Origin of the sequence: Enterobacter dykesii (assembly GCF_008364625.2) — a bacterium.
In the GTDB taxonomy this organism is placed as follows: domain Bacteria; phylum Pseudomonadota; class Gammaproteobacteria; order Enterobacterales; family Enterobacteriaceae; genus Enterobacter; species Enterobacter dykesii.
Window position 1 is genome coordinate 1,501,017 of the sequence record NZ_CP126604.1, and the last position, 22,992, is coordinate 1,524,008.

The following is a 22,992-nucleotide window of genomic DNA, read 5'->3' on the forward strand; positions in this document are numbered from 1 at the left end:
ATGAGTGAATTTTCCCAGACAGTCCCCGAACTGGTTGCCTGGGCCAGGAAAAACGATTTCTCCATCTCGCTGCCGGTAGACAGACTCTCTTTCCTGCTGGCGGTTGCCACGCTGAACGGCGAACGGCTGGACGGTGAAATGAGCGAGGGTGAACTGGTGGATGCGTTCCGCCATGTCAGTGATGCGTTTGAGCAAACCAGCGAAACCATTAGCGTGCGTGCCAACAACGCGATCAACGATATGGTGCGTCAACGTCTGCTGAACCGCTTTACCAGCGAGCAGGCGGAAGGAAACGCCATCTATCGCCTGACGCCGCTGGGCATCGGCATCACCGATTACTATATTCGCCAGCGTGAATTTTCCACGCTGCGTCTTTCCATGCAGCTCTCGATCGTGGCGGGTGAGCTTAAGCGCGCCGCCGACGCGGCGGATGAAAACGGTGACGAATTCCACTGGCACCGTAACGTCTACGCGCCGCTGAAATATTCGGTGGCCGAGATTTTTGACAGTATCGATCTCACCCAGCGCCTGATGGACGAACAGCAGCAGCAGGTGAAAGACGATATTGCCCAGCTGTTGAATAAAGACTGGCGAGCGGCCATCTCCAGCTGTGAACTTCTGCTGTCAGAAACCTCCGGCACGCTGCGTGAGCTCCAGGATACGCTGGAAGCCGCAGGAGACAAGCTGCAGGCGAACCTGCTGCGCATTCAGGATGCGACGCTGGCGCACGACGATCTGCATTTTATCGACCGTCTGGTGTTCGATCTGCAGAGCAAACTTGACCGCATTATTAGCTGGGGCCAGCAGTCGATCGACTTGTGGATCGGCTACGACCGACACGTGCATAAATTTATCCGTACCGCGATTGATATGGATAAAAACCGCGTCTTTGCTCAGCGTCTGCGTCAGTCGGTGCAGACCTATTTCGATGCGCCGTGGGCGCTGACCTACGCCAATGCCGATCGTCTGCTGGATATGCGCGACGAAGAGATGGCGCTGCGCGATGAAGAGGTGACCGGTGAACTGCCGCCGGATCTGGAATACGAAGAATTTAACGAAATTCGCGAGCAGCTTGCGGCGATGATCGAAGAACAGCTCGCGGTCTACAAAACCAGACAAGTGCCGCTGGATCTTGGGCTCGTGGTGCGCGACTATCTGGCGCAATACCCTCGCGCGCGCCACTTCGACATTGCCCGCATTGTGGTAGACCAGGCGGTGCGTCTGGGCGTCGCGCAAGCAGATTTCACCGGACTGCCGCCGAAGTGGCAGCCAATCAACGATTACGGAGCCAAGGTACAGGCGCATGTCATTGACAAATATTGAACAAGTGATGCCGGTTAAGCTGGCACAGGCGCTGGCGAATCCGTTATTTCCGGCGCTGGACAGCCAGCTGCGTGCCGGTCGTCACATTGGATTAGACGAGCTGGATAATCACGCCTTTTTGATGGATTTCCAGGAGTACCTGGAAGAGTTTTACGCACGCTATAACGTGGAGCTTATCCGCGCGCCGGAAGGGTTTTTCTACCTGCGCCCGCGCTCCACGACGCTGATCCCGCGTTCCGTGCTCTCCGAGCTGGATATGATGGTCGGCAAAATTCTTTGCTACCTCTACCTCAGCCCGGAACGTCTGGCGAATGAAGGGATCTTCACCCAGCAGGAACTCTACGACGAGCTGTTGACGCTGGCAGATGAGAGCAAGCTGCTGAAGCTGGTGAACAACCGCTCCACGGGGTCGGATCTTGACCGTCAGAAATTACAGGAAAAGGTTCGCTCTTCCCTGAACCGTCTGCGCCGTCTGGGGATGGTCTGGTTTATGGGCCACGACAGCAGCAAATTCCGCATCACGGAATCTGTCTTCCGCTTCGGCGCAGACGTGCGCGCGGGCGATGACGCGCGTGAAGCGCAGCTTCGCATGATCCGCGACGGTGAAGCGATGCCGGTGGAAAACCATTTGCAGCTCAATGACGAGCATGAAGAGAATCTGCCGGATAGCGGGGAGGAAGAGTAATGATTGAACGCGGTAAATTTCGCTCACTGACGCTGATTAACTGGAACGGCTTCTTTGCCCGAACGTTCGATCTGGATGAGCTGGTCACGACGCTCTCCGGCGGTAACGGTGCGGGTAAATCCACCACCATGGCGGCCTTTGTCACGGCGCTGATCCCTGACCTGACGCTGCTTCACTTCCGTAACACCACCGAAGCGGGGGCAACAAGCGGCTCCCGCGATAAGGGTCTGCACGGTAAGCTGAAGGCCGGCGTCTGTTATTCGGTTCTGGACGTCATTAACTCCCGTCATCAGCGCGTGGTAGTGGGCGTGCGCCTGCAGCAGGTCGCCGGTCGCGACCGTAAAGTGGATATCAAACCGTTTGCGATTCAGGGCTTGCCAACCTCCGTGCAGCCGACGGCGCTGCTAACGGAAACCCTGAACGAACGTCAGGCGCGCGTGCTGACGCTGCAGGAGCTGAAGGACAAGCTCGAAGCTATCGAAGGCGTGCAGTTCAAGCAGTTCAACTCGATTACCGACTACCACTCGCTGATGTTCGATCTGGGCGTGGTGGCGCGTCGTCTGCGCACCGCATCAGACCGTAGCAAATACTACCGCCTGATCGAAGCGTCTCTGTACGGCGGTATCTCCAGCGCGATTACCCGCTCCCTGCGCGACTACCTGCTGCCGGAAAACAGCGGCGTGCGTAAGGCCTTCCAGGATATGGAAGCGGCGCTGCGTGAAAACCGCATGACGCTGGAAGCGATTCGCGTGACCCAGTCTGACCGCGACCTGTTTAAACACCTGATCAGCGAAGCCACCAACTACGTGGCGGCGGACTACATGCGCCACGCCAACGAGCGCCGGGTGCATCTCGATCAGGCATTAGAATACCGTCGCGAGCTGTTTACCTCCCGTAAACAGCTGGTGGCCGAGCAGTACAAGCACGTCGAAATGGCGCGCGAGCTGGGCGAGCACAACGGTGCTGAAGGCGATCTGGAAGCCGATTACCAGGCCGCCAGCGATCACCTGAACCTGGTGCAGACCGCGCTGCGTCAACAGGAAAAAATCGAGCGCTATGAAGCGGACCTCGATGAGCTGCAGATCCGTCTCGAAGAGCAGAATGAAGTGGTGGCTGAAGCCGCCGACATGCAGGAAGAGAACGAAGCCCGCGCCGAAGCGGCCGAGCTGGAAGTGGATGAGCTGAAAAGCCAGCTTGCCGATTACCAGCAGGCACTTGACGTGCAGCAGACGCGAGCGATTCAGTATAACCAGGCACTGCAGGCATTACAGCGTGCAAAAGAGCAGTGCCATCTGCCTGACCTGACGCCGGATAGCGCCGACGAGTGGCTGGATACCTTCCAAGCCAAAGAGCAGGAAGCCACCGAGAAATTGCTCTCCCTCGAACAGAAAATGAGCGTCGCGCAAACGGCGCACAGCCAGTTTGAGCAGGCTTATCAGCTGGTGGTCGCGATTAACGGCCCGCTGGCGCGTAGCGAAGCCTGGGACGTTGCTCGTGAACTGCTGCGCGACGGTGTAAACCAGCGCCATCTGGCCGAGCAGGTTCAGCCGCTGCGTATGCGTCTGAACGAGCTGGAGCAGCGCCTGCGCGAGCAGCAGGAAGCCGAGCGTCTGCTGGCCGATTTCTGTAAACGTCAGGGTAAAAATTACGATTTCGACGAGCTTGAGGCCCTGCATCAGGAGCTGGAAGCGCGTATTGCAGCTCTGTCCGATACCGTATCAAACGCCAGCGAACAGCGTATGAACCTGCGTCAGGAGCTGGAGCAGATTCAGTCCCGTTCGAAGACCCTCCTGGAGCGTGCGCCAGTCTGGCTGGCGGCGCAAAGCAGCCTGAATCAGCTCAGCGAGCAGTGCGGCGAGCAGTTCGAATCCAGCCAGGAAGTGACCGAATACCTGCAGCAGCTGCTGGAGCGCGAGCGCGAAGCCATCGTTGAGCGTGATGAAGTGGGTGCCCGCAAGCGCGACGTCGATGAAGAAATTGAGCGCTTAAGCCAGCCGGGCGGGTCAGAAGATCCGCGCCTGAATGCACTCGCCGAGCGTTTTGGCGGCGTTCTGCTGTCCGAGATTTACGACGACGTTGGCCTTGACGATGCGCCATACTTCTCCGCGCTGTACGGTCCATCCCGCAACGCGATTGTGGTTCCGGATCTGTCGCTGATTTCTGAGCAGCTTGCCGGCCTGGAAGATTGCCCGGAAGATCTCTACCTGATCGAAGGGGATCCGCAGTCGTTCGATGACAGCGTATTCAGCGTCGACGAGCTGGAAAAAGCGGTGGTAGTGAAAATTGCCGACCGTCAGTGGCGCTATTCCCGCTTCCCGGAGCTGCCGCTGTTTGGCCGCGCCGCGCGCGAAAGCCGCATTGAGAGCCTGCACGCCGAGCGTGAAACGCTGTCTGAACGTTTTGCGACCCTGTCGTTTGACGTGCAGAAAACCCAGCGTCTGCATCAGTCGTTCAGCCGCTTTATCGGCAGCCATCTCGCCGTAGCGTTTGATGCGGATCCTGAGGCCGAAATCCGCAAGCTCAATACCCGCCGTGGCGAGCTGGAACGCGCGATTGCCGCTCATGAAAATGATAACCAGCAGAGTCGCGTCCAGTTTGAACAGGCAAAAGAGGGCGTTGCGGCCCTTAACCGCATCCTGCCGCGCCTGAATCTGCTGGCGGATGACACGCTGGCTGACCGCGTGGATGAGATCCAGGAGCGTCTGGATGAAGCGCAGGAAGCCGCGCGTTTCGTTCAGCAGCATGGCAATCAGCTGGCGAAGCTGGAGCCCGTCGTGTCTGTCCTGCAGAGCGACCCGGAACAGTTCGAGCAGTTAAAAGAAGATTATGCCTGGTCGCAGCAGGTGCAGCGCGAAGCGCGTCAGCAGGCGTTTGCCCTGACGGAAGTGGTGCAGCGTCGGGCTCACTTTGGCTACTCCGATTCGGCTGAAATGCTGAGCGGTAACAGCGATCTGAACGAAAAACTGCGTCAGCGCCTTGAGCAGGCGGAGGCGGAACGTACTCGCGCCCGCGAAGCAATGCGCAGCCATTCCGCTCAGCTGAACCAGTACAACCAGGTGCTGGCCTCGCTGAAAAGCTCCTTCGACACCAAGAAAGAGCTGTTAAACGATCTGCAGAAAGAGCTTCAGGACATCGGCGTTCGTGCCGACAGCGGGGCGGAAGAGCGCGCGCGTATTCGTCGTGACGAGCTGCATTCACAGCTCAGCAATAACCGCGCGCGTCGTAATCAGCTGGAAAAAGCGCTGACCTTCTGCGAAGCGGAAATGGATAACCTGACCCGTCGCCTGCGCAAGCTGGAACGCGATTATCATGAAATGCGTGAGCAGGTCGTGACCGCCAAGGCGGGCTGGTGCGCGGTGATGCGCATGGTGAAAGACAATAACGTTGAGCGTCGTCTGCACCGCCGCGAGCTGGCGTATCTTTCTGCCGATGAGCTACGTTCCATGTCGGATAAGGCGTTGGGTGCGCTGCGTCTGGCGGTGGCGGATAACGAACACCTGCGCGACGTGCTGCGTATGTCGGAGGATCCGAAACGCCCGGAACGTAAAATTCAGTTCTTCGTGGCGGTTTACCAGCACCTGCGCGAGCGTATTCGTCAGGACATCATCCGTACCGACGATCCGGTCGAAGCCATCGAACAGATGGAAATCGAGCTGGGTCGCCTGACGGAGGAGCTGACCTCCCGCGAGCAGAAGCTGGCGATCAGCTCCCGCAGCGTGGCGAACATCATTCGTAAAACCATTCAGCGCGAGCAGAACCGTATACGCCAGCTGAACCAGGGTCTGCAGAGCGTGTCGTTTGGTCAGGTGAACAGCGTGCGCCTCAACGTCAATGTGCGTGAAGCCCACGCGACGCTGCTGGAAGTGCTCTCAGAGCAGCACGAGCAGCACCAGGATCTGTTCAACAGCAACCGTCTGACCTTCTCCGAAGCGCTGGCGAAGCTGTATCAGCGCCTGAACCCGCAGATTGATATGGGGCAGCGTACGCCGCAAACCATCGGTGAAGAGCTGCTGGACTACCGTAACTACCTGGAAATGGAAGTTGAGGTAAACCGTGGCTCAGACGGCTGGCTGCGTGCGGAATCCGGAGCGCTCTCTACCGGTGAAGCGATCGGTACCGGGATGTCAATTCTGGTGATGGTGGTACAGAGCTGGGAAGATGAAGCGCGCCGCCTGCGCGGCAAAGACATCTCGCCATGCCGACTGCTGTTCCTGGATGAGGCGGCGCGTCTTGATGCCCGTTCAATTGCCACGCTGTTCGAGCTTTGCGAACGTCTCGATATGCAGCTCATTATCGCAGCACCTGAGAACATCAGCCCCGAGAAGGGCACCACCTACAAACTGGTGCGTAAAGTGTTCCAGAACAGCGAACACGTTCACGTTGTGGGGCTGCGTGGCTTTGCGCCGCAGCCGCCGGAGTCATTGCCGGAAACCACGGCGGACGCTTCCTGAAGCGTCTTCTGACCCGAAGCGGCGCACTGGCGCCGCTTTTTTTTTAAACTTAACTTGTGCTTAGGGCTGCGTTATCTTTAAACTTCTTTACATAAGGTAAGGCAACAGCTTAGCCGTCTACCTATAATGAAAGAAAGCCCCAGCGTGATGGGCATGTCGTGAAAACAGGGGGCAAGGGATGTTGCTAAAGAAAGAATGTGGTCGTCAGCTGTCTGCGCTGAGTTTATGCCTGGCAGTGATGTTTGCTCCGCTGTTAACCGCCCAGGCCGACGAGCCTGAAATTGTGCCGACTGACAGCTCGGCAACGACAGGCGCGCAGCCAACGTCGTTGTCCCAGCCGCTGGACCAGTCTCCGGCTACGGCTATCATGGCCGGTATAAAGCCGCTGCCGGAAGGCATCGACGCCGAATCGCTCAGTCAGCAGCTGCAGTCGGGGCTGCCGTCAGGCTACACGCCTGTCTATCTCAATCAGCTCACGCTGCTCTATGCCGCCCGCGATATGAAACCGATGTGGGAAAATCGCGATGCCGTGCGCGCCTTCCAGCAGCAGCTGGCGGAGGTCGCGATTGCCGGGTTTCAGCCGCAGTTTACAAAGTGGGTTGAACTGTTAACCGATCCTGCCGTCACCGGGCAGGCGCGGGACGTGGTGCTTTCAGATGCCATGATGGGTTACCTGCAGTTCGTGGCGGGTATTCCGGTCAACGGCAACCGCTGGCTGTACAGCGATAAGCCGTACAAGCTGGCGACGCCGGCGCTGTCGGTCATTAACCAGTGGCAGCTAGCGCTTGATAATGGCGAACTGCCGCGCTTTATCGCCAGCCTCGCACCGGCGCATCCACACTATGCCACTCTGCATCAGTCGCTTCTCGCGCTGGTGGGCGACTCGCGCCCATGGCCGCAGATGCGCGGCACCGCGACGCTGCGTCCGGGGCAGTGGAGCAGCGATGTGCCTGCTCTGCGCGAGATCCTGACGCGCTCCGGTCTTCTTGATGGCGGGCCAAAGATTGCTCTCCCGGGTGATGATCCACAAAGCGTCGCCGTCAGCCCGTCAGCGCCAGTAAAAGAGAAGAAAGGCATTGCCCTGAGCAACAAACCTGCGGCTTACGATCGCGAGCTGGTTGCGGCCGTTAAACAGTTCCAGACCGCTCAGGGGCTGGGGGCCGATGGCGTCATTGGCCAGACGACGCGTGACTGGCTGAACGTATCGCCTGCGCAGCGGGCAGGCGTACTGGCGCTCAATATCCAGCGTTTGCGTCTGCTGCCGGGAACGCTCTCTACCGGAATTATGGTTAACATTCCGGCGTATTCCCTGGTCTATTATCAGGACGGTAGCGAAAAACTGGCGTCGCGCGTGATTGTCGGGCGTCCGGATCGTAAAACACCGATGATGAGCAGTGCGCTGAATAACGTGGTGGTTAACCCACCGTGGAACGTTCCGCCGACCCTGGCGCGAAAAGACATTTTGCCGAAGGTCTGGAACGATCCGGGTTATCTGGAACGTCATGGCTACACGGTGATGCGTGGATGGAACAGTAAAGAGGCCATCGATCCTTATATGGTCGACTGGTCGACGATCACGGCGTCGAATTTACCGTTTCGTTTCCAGCAGGCTCCCGGGGCGCATAACTCTTTAGGGCGTTATAAGTTCAATATGCCGAGTTCAGACGCTATCTATCTGCACGATACGCCGAACCACAACCTGTTCCAGAAAGATACGCGCGCGCTCAGTTCTGGTTGCGTGCGAGTGAACAAAGCCTCGGAACTGGCCAATATGCTGTTGCAGGATGCGGGCTGGAACGATACGCGTATCTCGGATGCTCTGAAGCAGGGGGATACGCGTTACGTGAATATTCGCCACAATATTCCTGTCAATCTTTACTACCTGACGGCATTTGTGGGTGAGGACGGGCGTACCCAGTATCGTACAGATATTTACAATTATGATCTCACCGCGCGATCCGGCGCACAAATTTTGCCAAAAGCGGAACAATTAATCAGGTAAATGAAGCAGTTCGGGAAAAATGATTGTCGTAAGTTAGGGTGAATAAGGGGCAATATCGCTGTAAGCCGCGTATTCACTGGGGTTGGGCGCCTTGACGTACCTGGTTTTGCCAGTTAAGGTGCCCTTCGTGCGCTAAGCATATTACGATTTCTTTTACCTGTAGACCTGATTATCATGGACAAATTTGACGCTAATCGCCGCAAACTGCTGGCGTTAGGTGGTGTTGCGCTTGGCGCAGCGGCCATCCTGCCGACGCCAGCATTTGCCACCCTCTCGACACCTCGTCCGCGAGTTTTAACGCTCAACAACCTGCATACCGGTGAGTCGCTAAAAGCGGAGTTTTTCGATGGCAGAGGCTATATTCAGGATGAATTAGCAAGACTTAACCATTTTTTCCGTGATTTCCGCGCGAATAAAATAAAAGCCATCGATCCAGGACTGTTTGATCAGCTTTTCCGCCTTCAGGGCCTGCTGGGCAGCAGCAAGCCGGTGCAGCTCATATCTGGCTATCGCTCGATTGATACCAATAATGAACTGCGCGCCCACAGTCGTGGGGTAGCGAAAAAAAGCTATCACACGAAGGGACAGGCAATGGATTTCCATATTGAAGGCGTTTCGTTAGCCAATATTCGCAAAGCCGCGTTATCTATGCGCGCAGGTGGTGTAGGATATTACCCCAGCAGCAACTTTGTGCATATTGATACCGGTCCGGTTCGGCACTGGTAATAACGAAACACAGGAGCAGTATGAACTATCGTATTATTCCGGTTACCGCGTTCTCCCAGAATTGTTCATTGATCTGGTGCGAACAGACTAAACTGGCCGCGCTTGTCGATCCCGGCGGTGACGCTGAGAAAATCAAGCAGGAAGTCGCAGCAAGCGGCGTCACGCTGATGCAGGTTTTGCTCACTCATGGTCATCTTGACCATGTAGGTGCTGCGGCTGAACTGGCTGAACACTACGGTGTGCCGATTATCGGTCCGGAAAAAGAAGATGAGTTCTGGCTGCAGGGGTTACCCGCCCAAAGCCGCATGTTTGGCCTTGATGAGTGTCAGCCCCTGACGCCCGATCGCTGGCTGAACGAAGGAGAGCGCGTTAACGTAGGGAATGTGACTTTACAGGTGTTGCATTGTCCTGGGCATACGCCAGGCCATATCGTCTTCTTTGATGACCAGTCCCGTCTGCTAATTTCCGGCGATGTGATTTTCAAAGGTGGCGTAGGACGCAGCGATTTTCCGCGCGGCGATCACGGGCAGTTGATTCAGTCAATTAAACAAAAGTTATTGCCGCTGGGTGATGACGTCACGTTTATCCCTGGACACGGTCCGATGTCGACGCTGGGCTACGAACGGCTCCATAACCCGTTCCTTCAGGATGAAATGCCTGTCTGGTAACCAGAATAAAAAAAGCCTGCATAACGCAGGCTTTTTTATGGGCGCAAATTACAGTACGGCGACAATCGCTTCGCACAGTGGCGCCATGTTGTCGGGCGTCATGCCAGCAACGTTCACGCGACCAGAGGCCACGGCGTAAACGCCGAACTCTTCACGCAGACGCAGAACCTGCTCTTTGGTCAGGCCGCTGAACGAGAACATGCCGTTCTGTTTGATGATAAAGCTGAAGTCGCGGTCCGCGCCTTTCTCAGCCAGGGTGTTCACAAACAGCAGGCGCATGCGCTGAATACGCTGACGCATATCGTTCAGCTCTTGTTCCCAGATAGCGCGCAGCGCATCGTTGCTCAGGATAGTGGCCACAACAGACGCACCGTGTGCCGGTGGGTTAGAGTAGTTAGCGCGGATAACCGATTTCATCTGGCTGAACGCACGATCGACGGTCTCTTCGTTAGCCGCAACCAGCGTACAGGCGCCTACGCGCTCGTTGTACAAACCGAAGTTCTTGGAATAAGAGCTTGCGACAATCAGCTCCTGATGCACGGCTGCGAACGCGCGCAGGCCTTCGGCATCTTCTTCCAGACCACGGGCGAAGCCCTGGTAGGCAAAGTCAAACAGCGGCAGCCAGCCCTTTTCAACGGACAGCTTCGCCAGGTGTTGCCACTGCTCAAGCGTCGGATCGATACCGGTTGGGTTGTGGCAGCAGCCGTGGAACAGCACCACGTCACCTGCCTGCGCTTCGCTCAGGCTTGCCAGCAGGCCGTCAAAGTCGAGAGAGTGGTTTGCCGCGTCGTAGTATGCATATTCACGCACCTCCAGACCCGCAGAGTTAAACACGCTCTTGTGGTTCGGCCAGCTTGGGTTGCTCACCCATACGCGCTTAACAGAGGTGTTTTTCGCAAGGAAATCCGCCGCCACGCGCAGCGCGCCGGTACCGCCAGGGGTCTGCGCCGTGCGCGCACGTTTGTCACTTACAATTGCGCTGCCTTTACCGAACAGCAGCTCCTGGGTGCAGCGACCAAACTCAGGGATACCATCAATACCGAGGTAGTTTTTGGTGGTTTCGTTTTCCAGCAGATACTGCTCAGCTTTCTTAACGCTGGTCAGTACCGGAGTTTTGCCGGTTTCATCTTTATATACACCAATACCCAGGTTGATTTTGCCAGGGCGGTCGTCGGCACGAAACAGATCGGCCAGGCCCAGAATAGGGTCGGCAGGAGCGGCGGTAATGTTCTCAAACATGACGAAGTTCCATTGTGATTACAGAAGTGAAATCCGCTATCAGGTTAACGGTAGATTTACAAAATGCCAACCGTTTGCGACGAAAAGCGTGCGGCTTTTCAAAAGTCGCCATTATTTTCTGTCACGCATAAAAAAACAGGGCCGAAGCCCTGTTCATTAAGCATATAACAACGTGGTGTACTGATTAGAACTGGTAGGTTACGCCAACGGTAGCCTGGTTGTCAGAGCCAACCCAGCTGGTGGACGCATCTTTGTCGTCCAGCAGGTTGAAGCGGTAGTCACCGTACACGTTGAAGTTCTTGTTGAAGTAGTAAGTCGCACCAGTGGTGATGTATTTCGCCAGGTCACGGTCGCCGATGCCGTTCAGGTCTTTACCTTTGGACTGAACGTAAGAAACGGAAGGACGCAGGCCGAAGTCGAACTGGTACTGAGCGATAACTTCAAAGTTCTGGGTCTTGTTAGCAATGTTATAAACATTACCATCATCATTCGGAACATAGTTTTCACCGCTGTTACCCAGGCGGCTCATGTTGCGAGTCTCTGCATAAACGGTCGCCAGGTAGATGTTGTTCGCGTCGTATTTCGCGCCAACAGCCCAGGATTCAGCTTTATCGCCTTTACCATCTTTTTTCTGCTCAAGCGTACGGTTAGCGGTGCTGTAGGCACCGATCAGACCGAAGCCTTCACCGAACTCGTAACCCAGTGACAGGCCAACGCCGTCGCCGTTTGCTTCATTCAGGTTTTTACGATCGTTTTTACCCTGGTATTGAACGCCAAAGTTCAGACCATCAACCAGACCGAAGAAGTTGTTGTTACGGTAGGTCAGCAGGCCAGTAGAACGGCTGGTCATGTAGTTATCAACATAGCCGCCACCCCAGGTTTCGCCAGAGAAGGACGGAGCCATATCGGTGTAGGATTCTACGTCATACACGATACCGTAGTTACGACCGTAGTCCAGAGAACCCGCGTCAGCGATTTTCAAGCCAGCGAAAGCCAGACGAGTTACGTTAGTCTGGTCACCTTCAGCTGCACCGGCGCGTGCACGGTATTCCCACTGACCGTAACCGGTCAGCTGGTCGTTGATCTGAGTTTCGCCTTTGAAGCCGATCTGGCCGTAAGAGGAGTCAGCGTTTTTGTGTACGCCAGAAGTGGTGAAGCCGTGTTCGCCCACAACTTTACCGTAGAAGTCCAGTTTGTTGCCGTTCTTGTTATAGATTTCTGCAGCGTTAGCTGCACCGGCTACCAGCAGGGCAGGGATTACCACTGCCAGAATATTGCGCTTCATCATTATTTATTACCCTCATTGGTTTTTTTATGACACTCGCCACTGCCGTCAATAAATTCTGTCAATAAATATTTCCGGAACTATTGATGAGAGTTTGGTGTCTTTATGTATCTGACAGGCATCTTTCCATTCGGCGAAGCGTTTCGCTAGCCTGAAAGTGCTACAATTCTCAAGATTAAGTAACCGAAAGAAAATATGTGTAACCAAATGTGTATTTTTCGGAACTTTGTGAACCATCTCAAACTTCAGACCAACCTGGCGAATTAAACAGCAAACCCTATCCTATATATATGAATTCCTTATGATTAATTGAGATAAAGGCGATTCGTATAAACAGACCTTAAACGGCTCGTTTTTTCTTATGACAGTGAAAGGCCTTCCGGATGGCTGTAAAATAGGTTGAAATTTGTGCTATCGGCTGAGGGTGTAATAATCGCAATAAGAATGGGGTTTATTTTTTGTGGCTGGATGTTTCGCGGAAACAAAACGTAACAGGTAGTGGTTGTGACGGGGTGAAGGTTTAAAGATGCTGACTTTGCGCTGACGAAAACTGACAATGCAGAATAAAATAATGGCCAGCAGATGCTGGCCATTTTAATTTTGTACCGATTAGAAGCTGGCGTTACGTGGAGTACGTGGGAACGGAATCACGTCGCGTACGTTCTGAACACCGGTAACGTAGGCAATCAGACGCTCGAAGCCCAGACCAAAACCGGCGTGCGGTACGGTACCGTAACGGCGCAGATCGCGGTACCAGCTGTAGTCAGCTGGGTTGAGCCCCATCTCTTCCATACGCGCGTCCAGCACGTCAAGACGTTCTTCACGCTGAGAGCCACCGATGATTTCACCAATGCCCGGCGCCAGAACGTCCATCGCTGCCACGGTTTTACCGTCTTCGTTAAGGCGCATATAGAAGGCCTTAATGTCTTTCGGGTAGTTTTTAACGACAACCGGCGCTTTGAAATGTTTCTCGGCCAGATAGCGTTCGTGTTCAGACGCCAGGTCAACGCCCCAGTAAACCGGGTTCTCGAACGTCTCACCACATTTCTCGAGGATCGCCACCGCGTCGGTATAGTCTACCTGCGCAAAGTCGGCAGACACGAAACGCTCCAGACGCGCCACAGCATCGCTGTCTACGCGTTCTGCGAAGAATTTCATGTCGTCAGGACGTTCTTCCAGCACCGCTTTGAACACATACTTCAGCATGGCTTCCGCCAGACCCGCTACATCGTCCAGGTCAGCGAACGCCACTTCAGGCTCCAGCATCCAGAATTCCGCCAGGTGACGGCTGGTGTTGGAGTTTTCGGCGCGGAAGGTTGGGCCAAAGGTGTAGATCTTAGACAGCGCACAGGCATACGTTTCGCCGTTGAGCTGGCCAGATACCGTCAGGAAGGCTTCTTTACCAAAGAAGTCTTTGTCATAGTCCACTTTACCTTCAGGCGTGCGCGGCAGGTTTTCCATATCCAGCGTCGAGACGCGGAACATCTCACCGGCACCTTCCGTATCGGACGCGGTGATCAGCGGGGTAGACACCCAGAAGTAACCCTGCTCATCGAAGAAACGATGCAGCGCCTGCGCCAGCGTATGACGCACGCGCGCCACCGCACCAATCAGGTTGGTACGCGGACGCAGGTGGGCAACTTCACGCAGATATTCGATGCTGTGACGTTTTGCCGCCATCGGATAGGTGTCCGGATCTTCAACCCAGCCGGTGACTTCAATGGCAGTAGCCTGAATTTCGAAGCTCTGGCCCTGACCCGGTGAAGCCACCACCACGCCGGTAACAATCACGGAGCAACCGGTTGTCAGGCGCAGAACGTCATCATTGTAATTGGGCAGAGAATTATTAATGACGGCCTGTACAGGATCAAAGCAGGAACCGTCATAGACGGCGAGGAAGGAGATGCCAGCTTTAGAATCTCGGCGGGTACGCACCCATCCGCGCACGGTGACTTCCTGGTCAACGGCGACACGGCCCTGGAGTACGTCGGCTACAGGCACAACGCTCATAATATTCTCTCTGTTAATAGTCGGAAAAAATAAACACTTGTCCACCCTTATGGGGGGATATCTATGTTACCTGCCATCCGCTATCAGACAAGTAAATTTCGCAGTCTAAAGAGAAGAATTGAGAAATAAATAAGAAGAGGGGAGCCATGAAGGCTCCCTTAAGCGCTTAACTGGCTTTTTTTATCTGGGGAAGATCGAAGGCTTTGCGCAACGCGCGGACAAACGCCTTGTCATGGCAGATGGTTTTACCCGGGCTGTCAGAGAGTTTCGCCACCGGCTTTCCATTACATTCCACCAGTTTGATAACAATATTCAGTGGTTTCACCTGAGGGATATCGCAGGTCAAACGGGTACCAATCCCGAAGCTCAGGTTCACCCGGGTGTTGAAATGGCGATAGAGGTCGACCGCTTTCGCCAGGTCGAGATTATCCGAGAAGACCAGCACCTTGCTCATCGGGTCAATGCCGAGTTTTTCGTAATGGGCAATGGCTTTCTCGCCCCATTCAACCGGATCCCCGGAGTCGTGGCGTAATCCCTGGTAACGTTCAGCGAACTCGGGACCAAAGTCGCGCAGGAAAGCATCCATCGTAATACAGTCGGTGAGGGCAATCCCGAGCTGATTCGGGTACTCCTCAAGCCATGCGGCCAGTGCCGCGCGCTGGCTGTTAGCCAGATCGGGGCTGATCTGCTGATGCGCCTGGAACCACTCGTGTGCCTGGGTGCCCATTGGCGTCAGGCTGAGGCGACGCGCCAGATCGTAGTTGCTGGTGCCCACGAACCACGGCTCCTGCTGCAGACGTTTAACGATGGCCTCCTGAACGTCACGCGAGAAACGGCGACGCGTGCCAAAGTCCATCAGGCGGAAGCGGGACATGTCCAGCCCTTCGGTCAGCGTAGAGAAGGCTGCGAGTTTATTTTCCAGCGCGGCGACCGCCTGCTCGACGCCTTTTTCCGGCGAACGGTAGCGGTGAGCCAGTTCACTGATCACCGCCAGAAGCGGCACTTCCCACATAATCACTTCCCGCCACGGACCTTCAAGACGAATATCCAGCTTGCCGTTCTCGTTGGTCACGGTGACCTGTTCAGGCTTATAGCGGAAGTCGCGCAGCCAGTTCAGATAGTCCGCTTTGAAGAAAGGTAGGCCAGAAAGCCACTGGTATTCGTCGTCCTGCAGCGTCAGATGCTGCATCGCATCGACCTGTTCACGAATGGCGTCTGCGTAGATACCGAGCAAGTCGTCGCCACGGCAGCGGAATTCCGCCGCGACGTGAACGTCATAGTAATGGTGGAAAACGGCTTGCTGCATATGCAGTTTATACGCGTCGGTATCCAGCAACGTATGCAGAACCGGAGAAGCGAATTGAGTCATAGGTGCGCTGTAGCATCCTCTCACGGGAGCGTTTAGTACAATAAACAACTCCGGAGTATACCTTGTTTAGTGATTTATTGAACCCCGATCACAACATAAGCGCGTTTTATGGTCGAGGGCATTTTGTGCCCCGTGTTATACAAATGTAGCAAAAAAAGGTTTTGCCCCTGAAAAGATGAACATTCTGCATAGCGCGATTTGCGCAACAGGAATATATTGAAACGTTACTCGACAAACGATGCATAAGGTTTTCTATGACACAACAGCCACAAGCCAAATACCGCCACGACTACCGTGCGCCGGATTACCTGATTAGCGAAATCGATCTGACTTTTGACCTGGATGCCACTAAAACCGTTGTCACGGCGGTAAGCCAGGTGACGCGCCACAGCGCAACTGCGGTGCCGCTGCGTCTGGATGGTGAAGACCTGACGCTGGTCTCCCTGCATATTAATGATGAAGCCTGGTCGGACTATAAAGAAGAAAACAACCAGCTGGTCATCGACAACCTGCCGGACCAGTTTACGCTGCGCATCGTGAATGAAATCAGCCCGGCCGCCAACACCGCGCTGGAAGGGCTTTACCAGTCGGGCGTGGCGCTGTGTACCCAGTGTGAAGCGGAAGGGTTCCGCCACATAACCTGGTATCTCGACCGCCCGGACGTCCTGGCGCGCTTCACCACCAAAATCATCGCCGATAAAACCCTGTATCCCTTCCTGCTATCCAACGGCAACCGCGTAGGCGAAGGCGAGCTGGAGAATGGCCGTCACTGGGTGCAGTGGCAGGATCCCTTCCCGAAACCGTGCTACCTGTTTGCACTGGTGGCGGGGGACTTCGACGTGCTGCGCGACACCTTCAAAACGCGCTCAGGCCGCGAAGTGGCGCTGGAGCTGTTTGTTGACCGCGGCAACCTGGACCGCGCGCCGTGGGCGATGACCTCCCTCATCAACTCCATGAAGTGGGACGAAGAGCGCTTTGGCCTCGAATATGATCTCGACATCTATATGATCGTCGCCGTCGATTTCTTCAATATGGGCGCAATGGAGAACAAAGGCCTTAACGTCTTTAACTCCAAATACGTGCTGGCGCGTACCGATACCGCAACGGACAAAGACTACCTTGATATCGAACGCGTTATCGGCCACGAATATTTCCACAACTGGACCGGCAACCGCGTCACCTGCCGCGACTGGTTCCAGCTGAGCCTGAAAGAGGGCCTGACCGTCTTCCGCGATCAGGAGTTCAGCTCCGACCTGGGTTCACGCGCGGTGAACCGCATCAACAACGTGCGTACCATGCGTGGCCTGCAGTTTGCGGAAGACGCCAGCCCAATGGCGCACCCGATCCGCCCGGATAAAGTCATCGAGATGAACAACTTCTACACCCTGACGGTGTACGAGAAGGGCGCTGAAATTATCCGCATGATCCACACCCTGCTGGGCGAGGAGAACTTCCAGAAAGGCATGCAGCTGTACTTCGAGCGTCATGACGGCAGCGCGGCCACCTGCGACGATTTTGTGCAGGCGATGGAAGATGCGTCCAACGTCGATCTCTCTCACTTCCGCCGCTGGTACAGCCAGGCCGGGACCCCGGTTGTCACCGTCAAAGACGATTACAATCCGGAAACCGAGCAGTATACCCTGACCATCAGCCAGCGCACGCCGCCGACGGCGGAGCAGGAAGAGAAATATCCGCTGCATATTCCGTTCAGCATTGAGCTGTACGATAACGAAGGCAAAGTCATTCCGCTCCAGAAGGGCGGCCACCCGGTACACCACGTGCTGAACGTGACTCAGGCCGAGCAGACCTTTATCTTCGATAACGTCTACTTCCAGCCGGTACCTGCGCTGCTGTGTGAATTCTCCGCGCCGGTGAAGCTGGAATACAAGTGGAGCGATCAGCAGCTGACGTTCCTGATGCGTCACGCGCGTAACGACTTCTCCCGCTGGGATGCGGCGCAAAGCCTGCTGGCGACCTATATCAAGCTCAACGTAAACCGCCATCAGCAGGGCCAGCCGCTGTCGCTGCCTGTCCATGTGGCTGACGCGTTCCGAGCGATCCTGCTGGATGAGAAGATTGACCCGGCGCTGGCTGCTGAAATTCTGACCCTGCCGTCAGCGACTGAAATCGCGGAGTTGTTCGAGATTATCGATCCGATCGCGATCGTGGCGGTGCGTGAAGCGCTGACCCGTACGCTGGCTGCTGAACTGGCGGACGAGTTCCTGGCTATTTATAACGCCAACAAGCTTGACGCTTATCGCGTTGAACATGCGGACATTGGTAAACGTTCTCTGCGCAACACCTGCCTGCGCTATCTGGCGTTTGGTGAAACCGAGCTGGCGAACACCCTGGTAAGCAAGCAGTATCACGAAGCGGATAACATGACCGACGCGCTGGCCGCGCTGGGTGCAAGCGTTGCCGCTGAACTGCCGTGCCGCGATGCGCTAATGCAGGAGTACGACGACAGGTGGCATCAGGATGGCCTGGTGATGGACAAGTGGTTCATCCTGCAGGCGACCAGCCCGGCGGCCGATGCGCTCAGCAACGTGCGCAGTCTGCTGAAGCATCGCTCCTTTACCCTGAGCAACCCAAACCGCGTGCGTTCTCTCATTGGCGCGTTTGCCAGCAGCAACCCGGCCGCGTTCCACGCCGAAGACGGCAGCGGTTATCAGTTCATGGTGGAAATGCTGACCGAGCTGAACAGCCGTAACCCGCAGGTGGCGTCGCGCCTGATTGAGCCGCTGATCCGCCTGAAACGCTACGATGCGAAGCGTCAGGCGAAGATGCGTGCCGCGCTTGAGCAGCTGAAAGGGCTGGAAAACCTGTCTGGCGATCTGTACGAGAAGATTGCTAAGGCCTTAGCGTAATAAAAGTTAACCCTCCCTCTCCCTGTGGGAGAGGGCCGGGGTGAGGGCATCAGGCATTAGCCTTGGCTCGCTCTAACTCCGTCCCCCCGCGCTTCATCACCCGATCCAATACCTCAGCCTCCAGCTCCGCCAGTCTTGTCGAGCCCACGCGACGAGGCCGCGGAAGATCCACCGTCAGATCCAGACCTATTTTCCCGTCCTCAATTAACAGCACACGATCGGCCATCGCGACGGCCTCGCTCACGTCATGCGTCACCAGCAGTACCGTAAAGCCGTGCGCCTGCCACAGGGATCCTATCAAATCCTGCATTTCGATCCGAGTCAGGGCGTCGAGCGCGCCGAGCGGTTCATCAAGCAACAGCAGGCCCGGACGGTGAATCAACGCCCGCGCCAGCGCCACGCGCTGCTTCTGCCCACCCGAGAGGGCTGCAGGCCATTCGCCCGCACGATTTTCCAGACCAACGGCGGCCAGCGCCTGGCGGGCTTCATCCCGCCAGCTGCCCCTAAGACCGAGCCCGACGTTGTCGATAACCGTTTTCCACGGCAGCAGGCGTGCATCCTGAAACATCATGCGTGTATCGTCCTGAATATTCGAAAGCGGCGTCGTTCCTGCCAGAATGTCACCGCCGTTGGGGGCTTCCAGTCCGGCCAGAAGGCGTAGCAGGGTACTCTTGCCGCCGCCGCTGCGACCAACAACGGCCACAAATTGTCCGGCGGGAATATGCAGATCCAGCCCGTTAAGAATGGTGTTTTCGCCGTAGCGTTTGGTCACGCCGTTCAGCAGTAACGGTGTTCCCTGGTTCAGTCGTGCAGTATTCATGCTTTCGCCTCCTGAAGGGTGTAGGCCGGGTTCCAGCGCAGCCAGCTGCGCTCCAGCCACTGGGCGCTAACGTCGGCGAGTTTGCCGAGCAGGGCATACAGAATGATGGCAACCACCACCACGTCCGTTTGCAGGAATTCACGGGCGTTCATCGCCAGGTAGCCAATGCCTGAGTTGGCCGAAATGGTCTCCGCCACAATTAGCGTCAGCCACATCAGGCCGAGCGCAAAACGCACCCCGACCATAATGGAGGGCAGGGCGCCCGGCAGGATCACGTGTATAAAGAGAGGAAAACCCGTTAAGCCGTAGCTGCGCGCCATCTCCACCAGACCGCGATCGATGTTGCGGATGCCGTGCCAGGTGTTGATGTAGATCGGGAACAATGTGCCCAGCGCCACGAGGAAGATCTTGGCGCTCTCATCAATACCAAACCACAGGATAACCAGCGGGATCAGCGCCAGATGCGGCACGTTGCGCAGCATCTGAATGGAGGTATCCAGCAGCCGCTCGCCCCAGCGGGAAAGGCCGCTAATCAAGCCCAGAACCAGACCGATGCTGCCGCCGATGGAAAACCCAATCACGGCGCGCCAGGAGCTGATCGCCAGATGCTGCCACAGCTCACCGCTGACGCTCAGCGACCAGAACGCTTCTACGACGCCCTCCGGAGAGGGCAGAATGCGGCTCGATAGCCAGCCGGTGGACGACGCGAGCTGCCAGAGAGCCACAATGCCGACGGGTAAAAACCACGGCGCGGCGCGCAGCAGCCATTTTTGTGAGGTGGCAGACATGGTCACTCCTTAGCTCTGCGCGGCTTTTCGTGGAATAAATTCGTTCGCCACGGCTTCGCCCTGAAGCTGGAGTTGCTGCGGCTGCGGAATTTCCGGGATGGCGACATCCAGGTGTGGGAATAACAGTTCGCCTACCTTGTAGGCCTCTTCCAGGTGCGGATAACCGGAGAGAATGAAGCTGTCGATGCCCAGCTCAGCGTATTCGTTGATACGTGCAGCTACGGTCGGTCCGTCACCGACCAGCGCCGTGCCCGCACCGCCGCGCACCAGGCCGACGCCCGCCCACAGGTTCGGGCTGATCTCCAGATTCTCGCGTTTGCCGTTGTGCAGGGACGCCATTCGGTGCTGTCCGACGGAGTCGGTTTTCGCAAACGCGGCCTGCGCCCTGGCAATGGTCTCATCGTCCAGGTGGGAAATCAGGCGGTCCGCCGCCTGCCAGGCTTCTTCATTGGTCTCGCGCACAATCACGTGCAGGCGAATGCCGAAGCGCACCTTGCGGCCATGGGCGGCCGCTTTCGCACGAACCTGGGCAATTTTTTCTTTCACCAGCTCAGGCGGTTCGCCCCAGGTCAGATAGAGATCGACCTGCTCTGCCGCCAGATCCTGGGCCACATCCGACGAGCCGCCAAAATAGAGCGGCGGGCGCGGCTGCTGCACTGGCGGGAAGTAGAGTTTCGCGTCACGAACGTGAATATGCTTTCCTTCAAAGGTGACGGTTTCCCCTTCCAGCAGACGTCGCCAGACGCGGGTGAACTCGGCGGAGGCTTCATAGCGCTCGGTATGGTCGAGGAACACCCCATCGCCCGCCAGCTCCTGCGGATCGCTACCCGTCACCAGGTTAAACAGGGCGCGACCGTTGGACAGCCTGTCCAGCGTTGCCGCCTGACGCGCCGCCACGGTGGGGGAGACTACGCTCGGGCGTAACGCAACCAGGAACTTCAGACGCTGGGTGACCGGGATCATCGACGCGGCCACCAGCCAGGCATCTTCACATGAACGTCCGGTCGGGATCAGCACCCCGGTGAAACCGATTCGGTCCGCCGCCTGCGCAATCTGCTGCAGGTAGCCGTGGTCAACCGGGCGTGAGCCCTCTTCTGTACCAAGATAGTGTCCATCACCGTGGGTAGGTAAAAACCAGAAAAGATTCAGACTCATGATTTAGCTCCTTCTTTGCCTGCGGGCTGCCAGATGCGTTCGCGAATAGTGACCTGTTTTGGCACCAGGTGGTTTTGATAGAAAAGGTCGGCCGTTTGTTGCTGAAGCGCGGCGACGTGCGCGTCCACGGGCGTAATGGTGGTCGGCGGACGGTGGTTGAGATAGCTCGCGATCACCGGCTCAGGTAAGCCCATGGTTTTCGCCAGCAGGGCAATGCTCTCCTGACGCTGGGTCTGGGTCAGCGCATCGGCCTGGGTAAAGGTATCCAGTACGGCCTGAATAAATGCGCCGTTCTTTTCCGCATAAGGACGCGCGGCCAGATAGAACGAACCGGTCTGCTTCAGCGTGGTACCGTCTTTCAGCACGCGAACGCCGCCCTGCAGCAATGCGGCGGAGTAGTACGGATCCCAGATGGCCCAGGCATCAACGTTCTTCTGCTGGAACGCTGCGCGGGCGTCGGCAGGCGTCAGGTAAACGGGCTGAATGTCAGTGAACTTGAGCCCGGCCTCTTGCAGGGCGCGCAGCAGCAGGTTGTGTGAGCTGGAACCTTTCTGGAAAGCCACTTTATGCCCTTTGAGGTCGGCGACGCTTTTAATGTCGCTGTTTTCAGGCACCAGAATCACTTCGGCCTTCGGTTTGGGCGGCTCAACGCCCACATAGACGAGGTCCGCTCCCGCCGCCTGGGCGAATATCGGCGGAATATCGCCCGTGCTGCCGAGATCGATACTGCCGACGTTCAGGGCCTCCAGCATCTGCGGGCCAGCCGGAAACTCCACCCACGAGAATTTGGTCTCCGGGAAGCGTTTTTCCAGCAGCTGGTGGCTTTTCGCCAGCACCATGCTGACGCTGCCTTTCTGATAGCCGATACGTAAGCTTTCCGGAGCCGTTTCTGCGGCATGGGCCAGCGAGGTAAGCGCCATCAGACCGGCCAGTCCGATGCGGGTTAAGGTTTTAAACATGTGCGACTCCTTGAGGCTGACCAAACGCCGGGGCCTGGATATCCCTGCGGTGCAGGGCATGCCAGAAGGTTTCCAGGGCGTTATCGAGGCGGGTTTGCAGGTTCGGCGTAAAATGAGGTTTATGTTGATAATCGATAACCTGGGAGTCATCCGCGAAAACGCCGTGGAGGATCTCCTGCGCTTTCAGCGCGTTCAGCACCGGCTTCAGGGCATAATCCACGGCCAGTAAATGGGCAACCGTACCGCCCGTTGCCAGCGGCAGCACAACTTTGCCGTCCAGGGCGCGTTCTGGAAGCAGATCGAGCAGGGTTTTCAGCGCCCCGGAAAAAGAGGCTTTATAAATAGGCGTTGCCACAATTAATCCGTCAGCGCCGTTAAGCTGCTCGATGAGCGTTTTCAGCGCAGGGCTGTCGAAACGGGCATAGAGCAGATCTTCAGGTTCGAAGTTATGCAGGTTCCAGTGGCACACTTCCACATCCAGGGCATTGAGTTTTTCGCGGGCATATTCCAGCAGGGCGCTGGAGCGCGAGGGGAATCGTGGACTTCCGGCCAGGGTAATGACGCGCATACTTCCTCCTTATAACCAATTGTTTTCTTTTATCTAACATTCATAACAATTTTCAGGAGTGTGACACCGCGCGGTTA

The 22,992-nt window shown here is 56.5% G+C and carries 16 protein-coding genes; 7 read left to right on the forward strand and 9 right to left on the reverse strand.

The features are described from left to right. From mukF to F0320_RS07070, 6 genes are all read left to right on the forward strand, one after another. Complete coding sequence (gene mukF, locus F0320_RS07045) at positions 1-1,323, forward strand: chromosome partition protein MukF (protein ID WP_023311005.1); 1,323 nt, start codon at positions 1-3, stop codon at positions 1,321-1,323. Then, positions 1,304-2,008: a chromosome partition protein MukE gene (mukE, locus tag F0320_RS07050; RefSeq protein ID WP_008499954.1), complete on the forward strand. Its 705-nt coding sequence runs from the start codon at positions 1,304-1,306 to the stop codon at positions 2,006-2,008. Before mukF ends, mukE begins: the two co-directional genes overlap by 20 nt. Then, complete coding sequence (mukB, locus tag F0320_RS07055) at positions 2,008-6,459, forward strand: chromosome partition protein MukB (protein WP_126328151.1); 4,452 nt, start codon at positions 2,008-2,010, stop codon at positions 6,457-6,459. The genes mukE and mukB overlap by 1 nt, the downstream gene beginning before the upstream one ends. Positions 6,460-6,637: 178 nt before the next feature. Further along, positions 6,638-8,461 carry a L,D-transpeptidase gene (ldtD, locus tag F0320_RS07060; protein WP_149323883.1) on the forward strand — a complete coding sequence of 608 codons (1,824 nt, stop codon included), beginning with the start codon at positions 6,638-6,640 and terminating at the stop codon, positions 8,459-8,461. A gap of 174 nt (positions 8,462-8,635) precedes the next feature. Next, on the forward strand, positions 8,636-9,187 hold the full coding sequence (locus F0320_RS07065; RefSeq protein WP_126328153.1) for a YcbK family protein: 552 nt from the start codon (positions 8,636-8,638) through the stop codon (positions 9,185-9,187). A gap of 20 nt (positions 9,188-9,207) precedes the next feature. Then, positions 9,208-9,855 (forward strand): MBL fold metallo-hydrolase, encoded by a 648-nt coding sequence (locus F0320_RS07070; RefSeq protein ID WP_126328154.1) that lies wholly within the window; start codon positions 9,208-9,210, stop codon positions 9,853-9,855. 48 nt (positions 9,856-9,903) lie between these two features. Here F0320_RS07070 and aspC read toward each other — a convergent pair whose 3' ends face one another. From aspC to pncB, 4 genes are all read right to left on the reverse strand, one after another. Then, on the reverse strand, positions 9,904-11,094 hold the full coding sequence (aspC, locus tag F0320_RS07075) for an aspartate transaminase (protein WP_033145106.1): 1,191 nt from the start codon (positions 11,092-11,094) through the stop codon (positions 9,904-9,906). A 184-nt stretch (positions 11,095-11,278) separates the two neighbouring features. Beyond that, the gene (locus F0320_RS07080; protein WP_047651295.1) at positions 11,279-12,382 is read right to left on the reverse strand and encodes a porin; all 1,104 of its coding nucleotides are present in this window, start codon (positions 12,380-12,382) and stop codon (positions 11,279-11,281) included. A 606-nt stretch (positions 12,383-12,988) separates the two neighbouring features. Then, complete coding sequence (gene asnS / locus F0320_RS07085; RefSeq protein ID WP_032658183.1) at positions 12,989-14,389, reverse strand: asparagine--tRNA ligase; 1,401 nt, start codon at positions 14,387-14,389, stop codon at positions 12,989-12,991. 166 nt (positions 14,390-14,555) lie between these two features. Beyond that, the gene (gene pncB / locus F0320_RS07090) at positions 14,556-15,758 is read right to left on the reverse strand and encodes a nicotinate phosphoribosyltransferase (protein WP_047651294.1); all 1,203 of its coding nucleotides are present in this window, start codon (positions 15,756-15,758) and stop codon (positions 14,556-14,558) included. Positions 15,759-16,012: 254 nt separating this feature from the next. Between pncB and pepN the strand changes: the two genes are divergently transcribed. Further along, a complete protein-coding gene (gene pepN / locus F0320_RS07095; protein ID WP_126328155.1) occupies positions 16,013-18,625 on the forward strand; it encodes an aminopeptidase N in 2,613 nt (870 codons plus the stop codon). A gap of 49 nt (positions 18,626-18,674) precedes the next feature. Here pepN and ssuB read toward each other — a convergent pair whose 3' ends face one another. Genes ssuB through ssuE form a run of 5 tightly spaced genes read right to left on the reverse strand, consistent with a single transcriptional unit; the run spans position 18,675 to position 22,915 of the window. Beyond that, positions 18,675-19,445: an aliphatic sulfonates ABC transporter ATP-binding protein gene (gene ssuB, locus F0320_RS07100; RefSeq protein WP_126328156.1), complete on the reverse strand. Its 771-nt coding sequence runs from the start codon at positions 19,443-19,445 to the stop codon at positions 18,675-18,677. Continuing rightward, a complete protein-coding gene (ssuC, locus tag F0320_RS07105; RefSeq protein ID WP_126328157.1) occupies positions 19,442-20,233 on the reverse strand; it encodes an aliphatic sulfonate ABC transporter permease SsuC in 792 nt (263 codons plus the stop codon). Before ssuC ends, ssuB begins: the two co-directional genes overlap by 4 nt. 9 nt (positions 20,234-20,242) lie before the next feature. Then, on the reverse strand, positions 20,243-21,388 hold the full coding sequence (gene ssuD, locus F0320_RS07110; RefSeq protein ID WP_126328158.1) for an FMNH2-dependent alkanesulfonate monooxygenase: 1,146 nt from the start codon (positions 21,386-21,388) through the stop codon (positions 20,243-20,245). Then, a complete protein-coding gene (locus F0320_RS07115) occupies positions 21,385-22,347 on the reverse strand; it encodes a sulfonate ABC transporter substrate-binding protein (protein WP_126328159.1) in 963 nt (320 codons plus the stop codon). Before F0320_RS07115 ends, ssuD begins: the two co-directional genes overlap by 4 nt. Next, positions 22,340-22,915: an NADPH-dependent FMN reductase gene (gene ssuE / locus F0320_RS07120; RefSeq protein ID WP_008499940.1), complete on the reverse strand. Its 576-nt coding sequence runs from the start codon at positions 22,913-22,915 to the stop codon at positions 22,340-22,342. Before ssuE ends, F0320_RS07115 begins: the two co-directional genes overlap by 8 nt. Positions 22,916-22,992 lie beyond the last annotated feature (77 nt).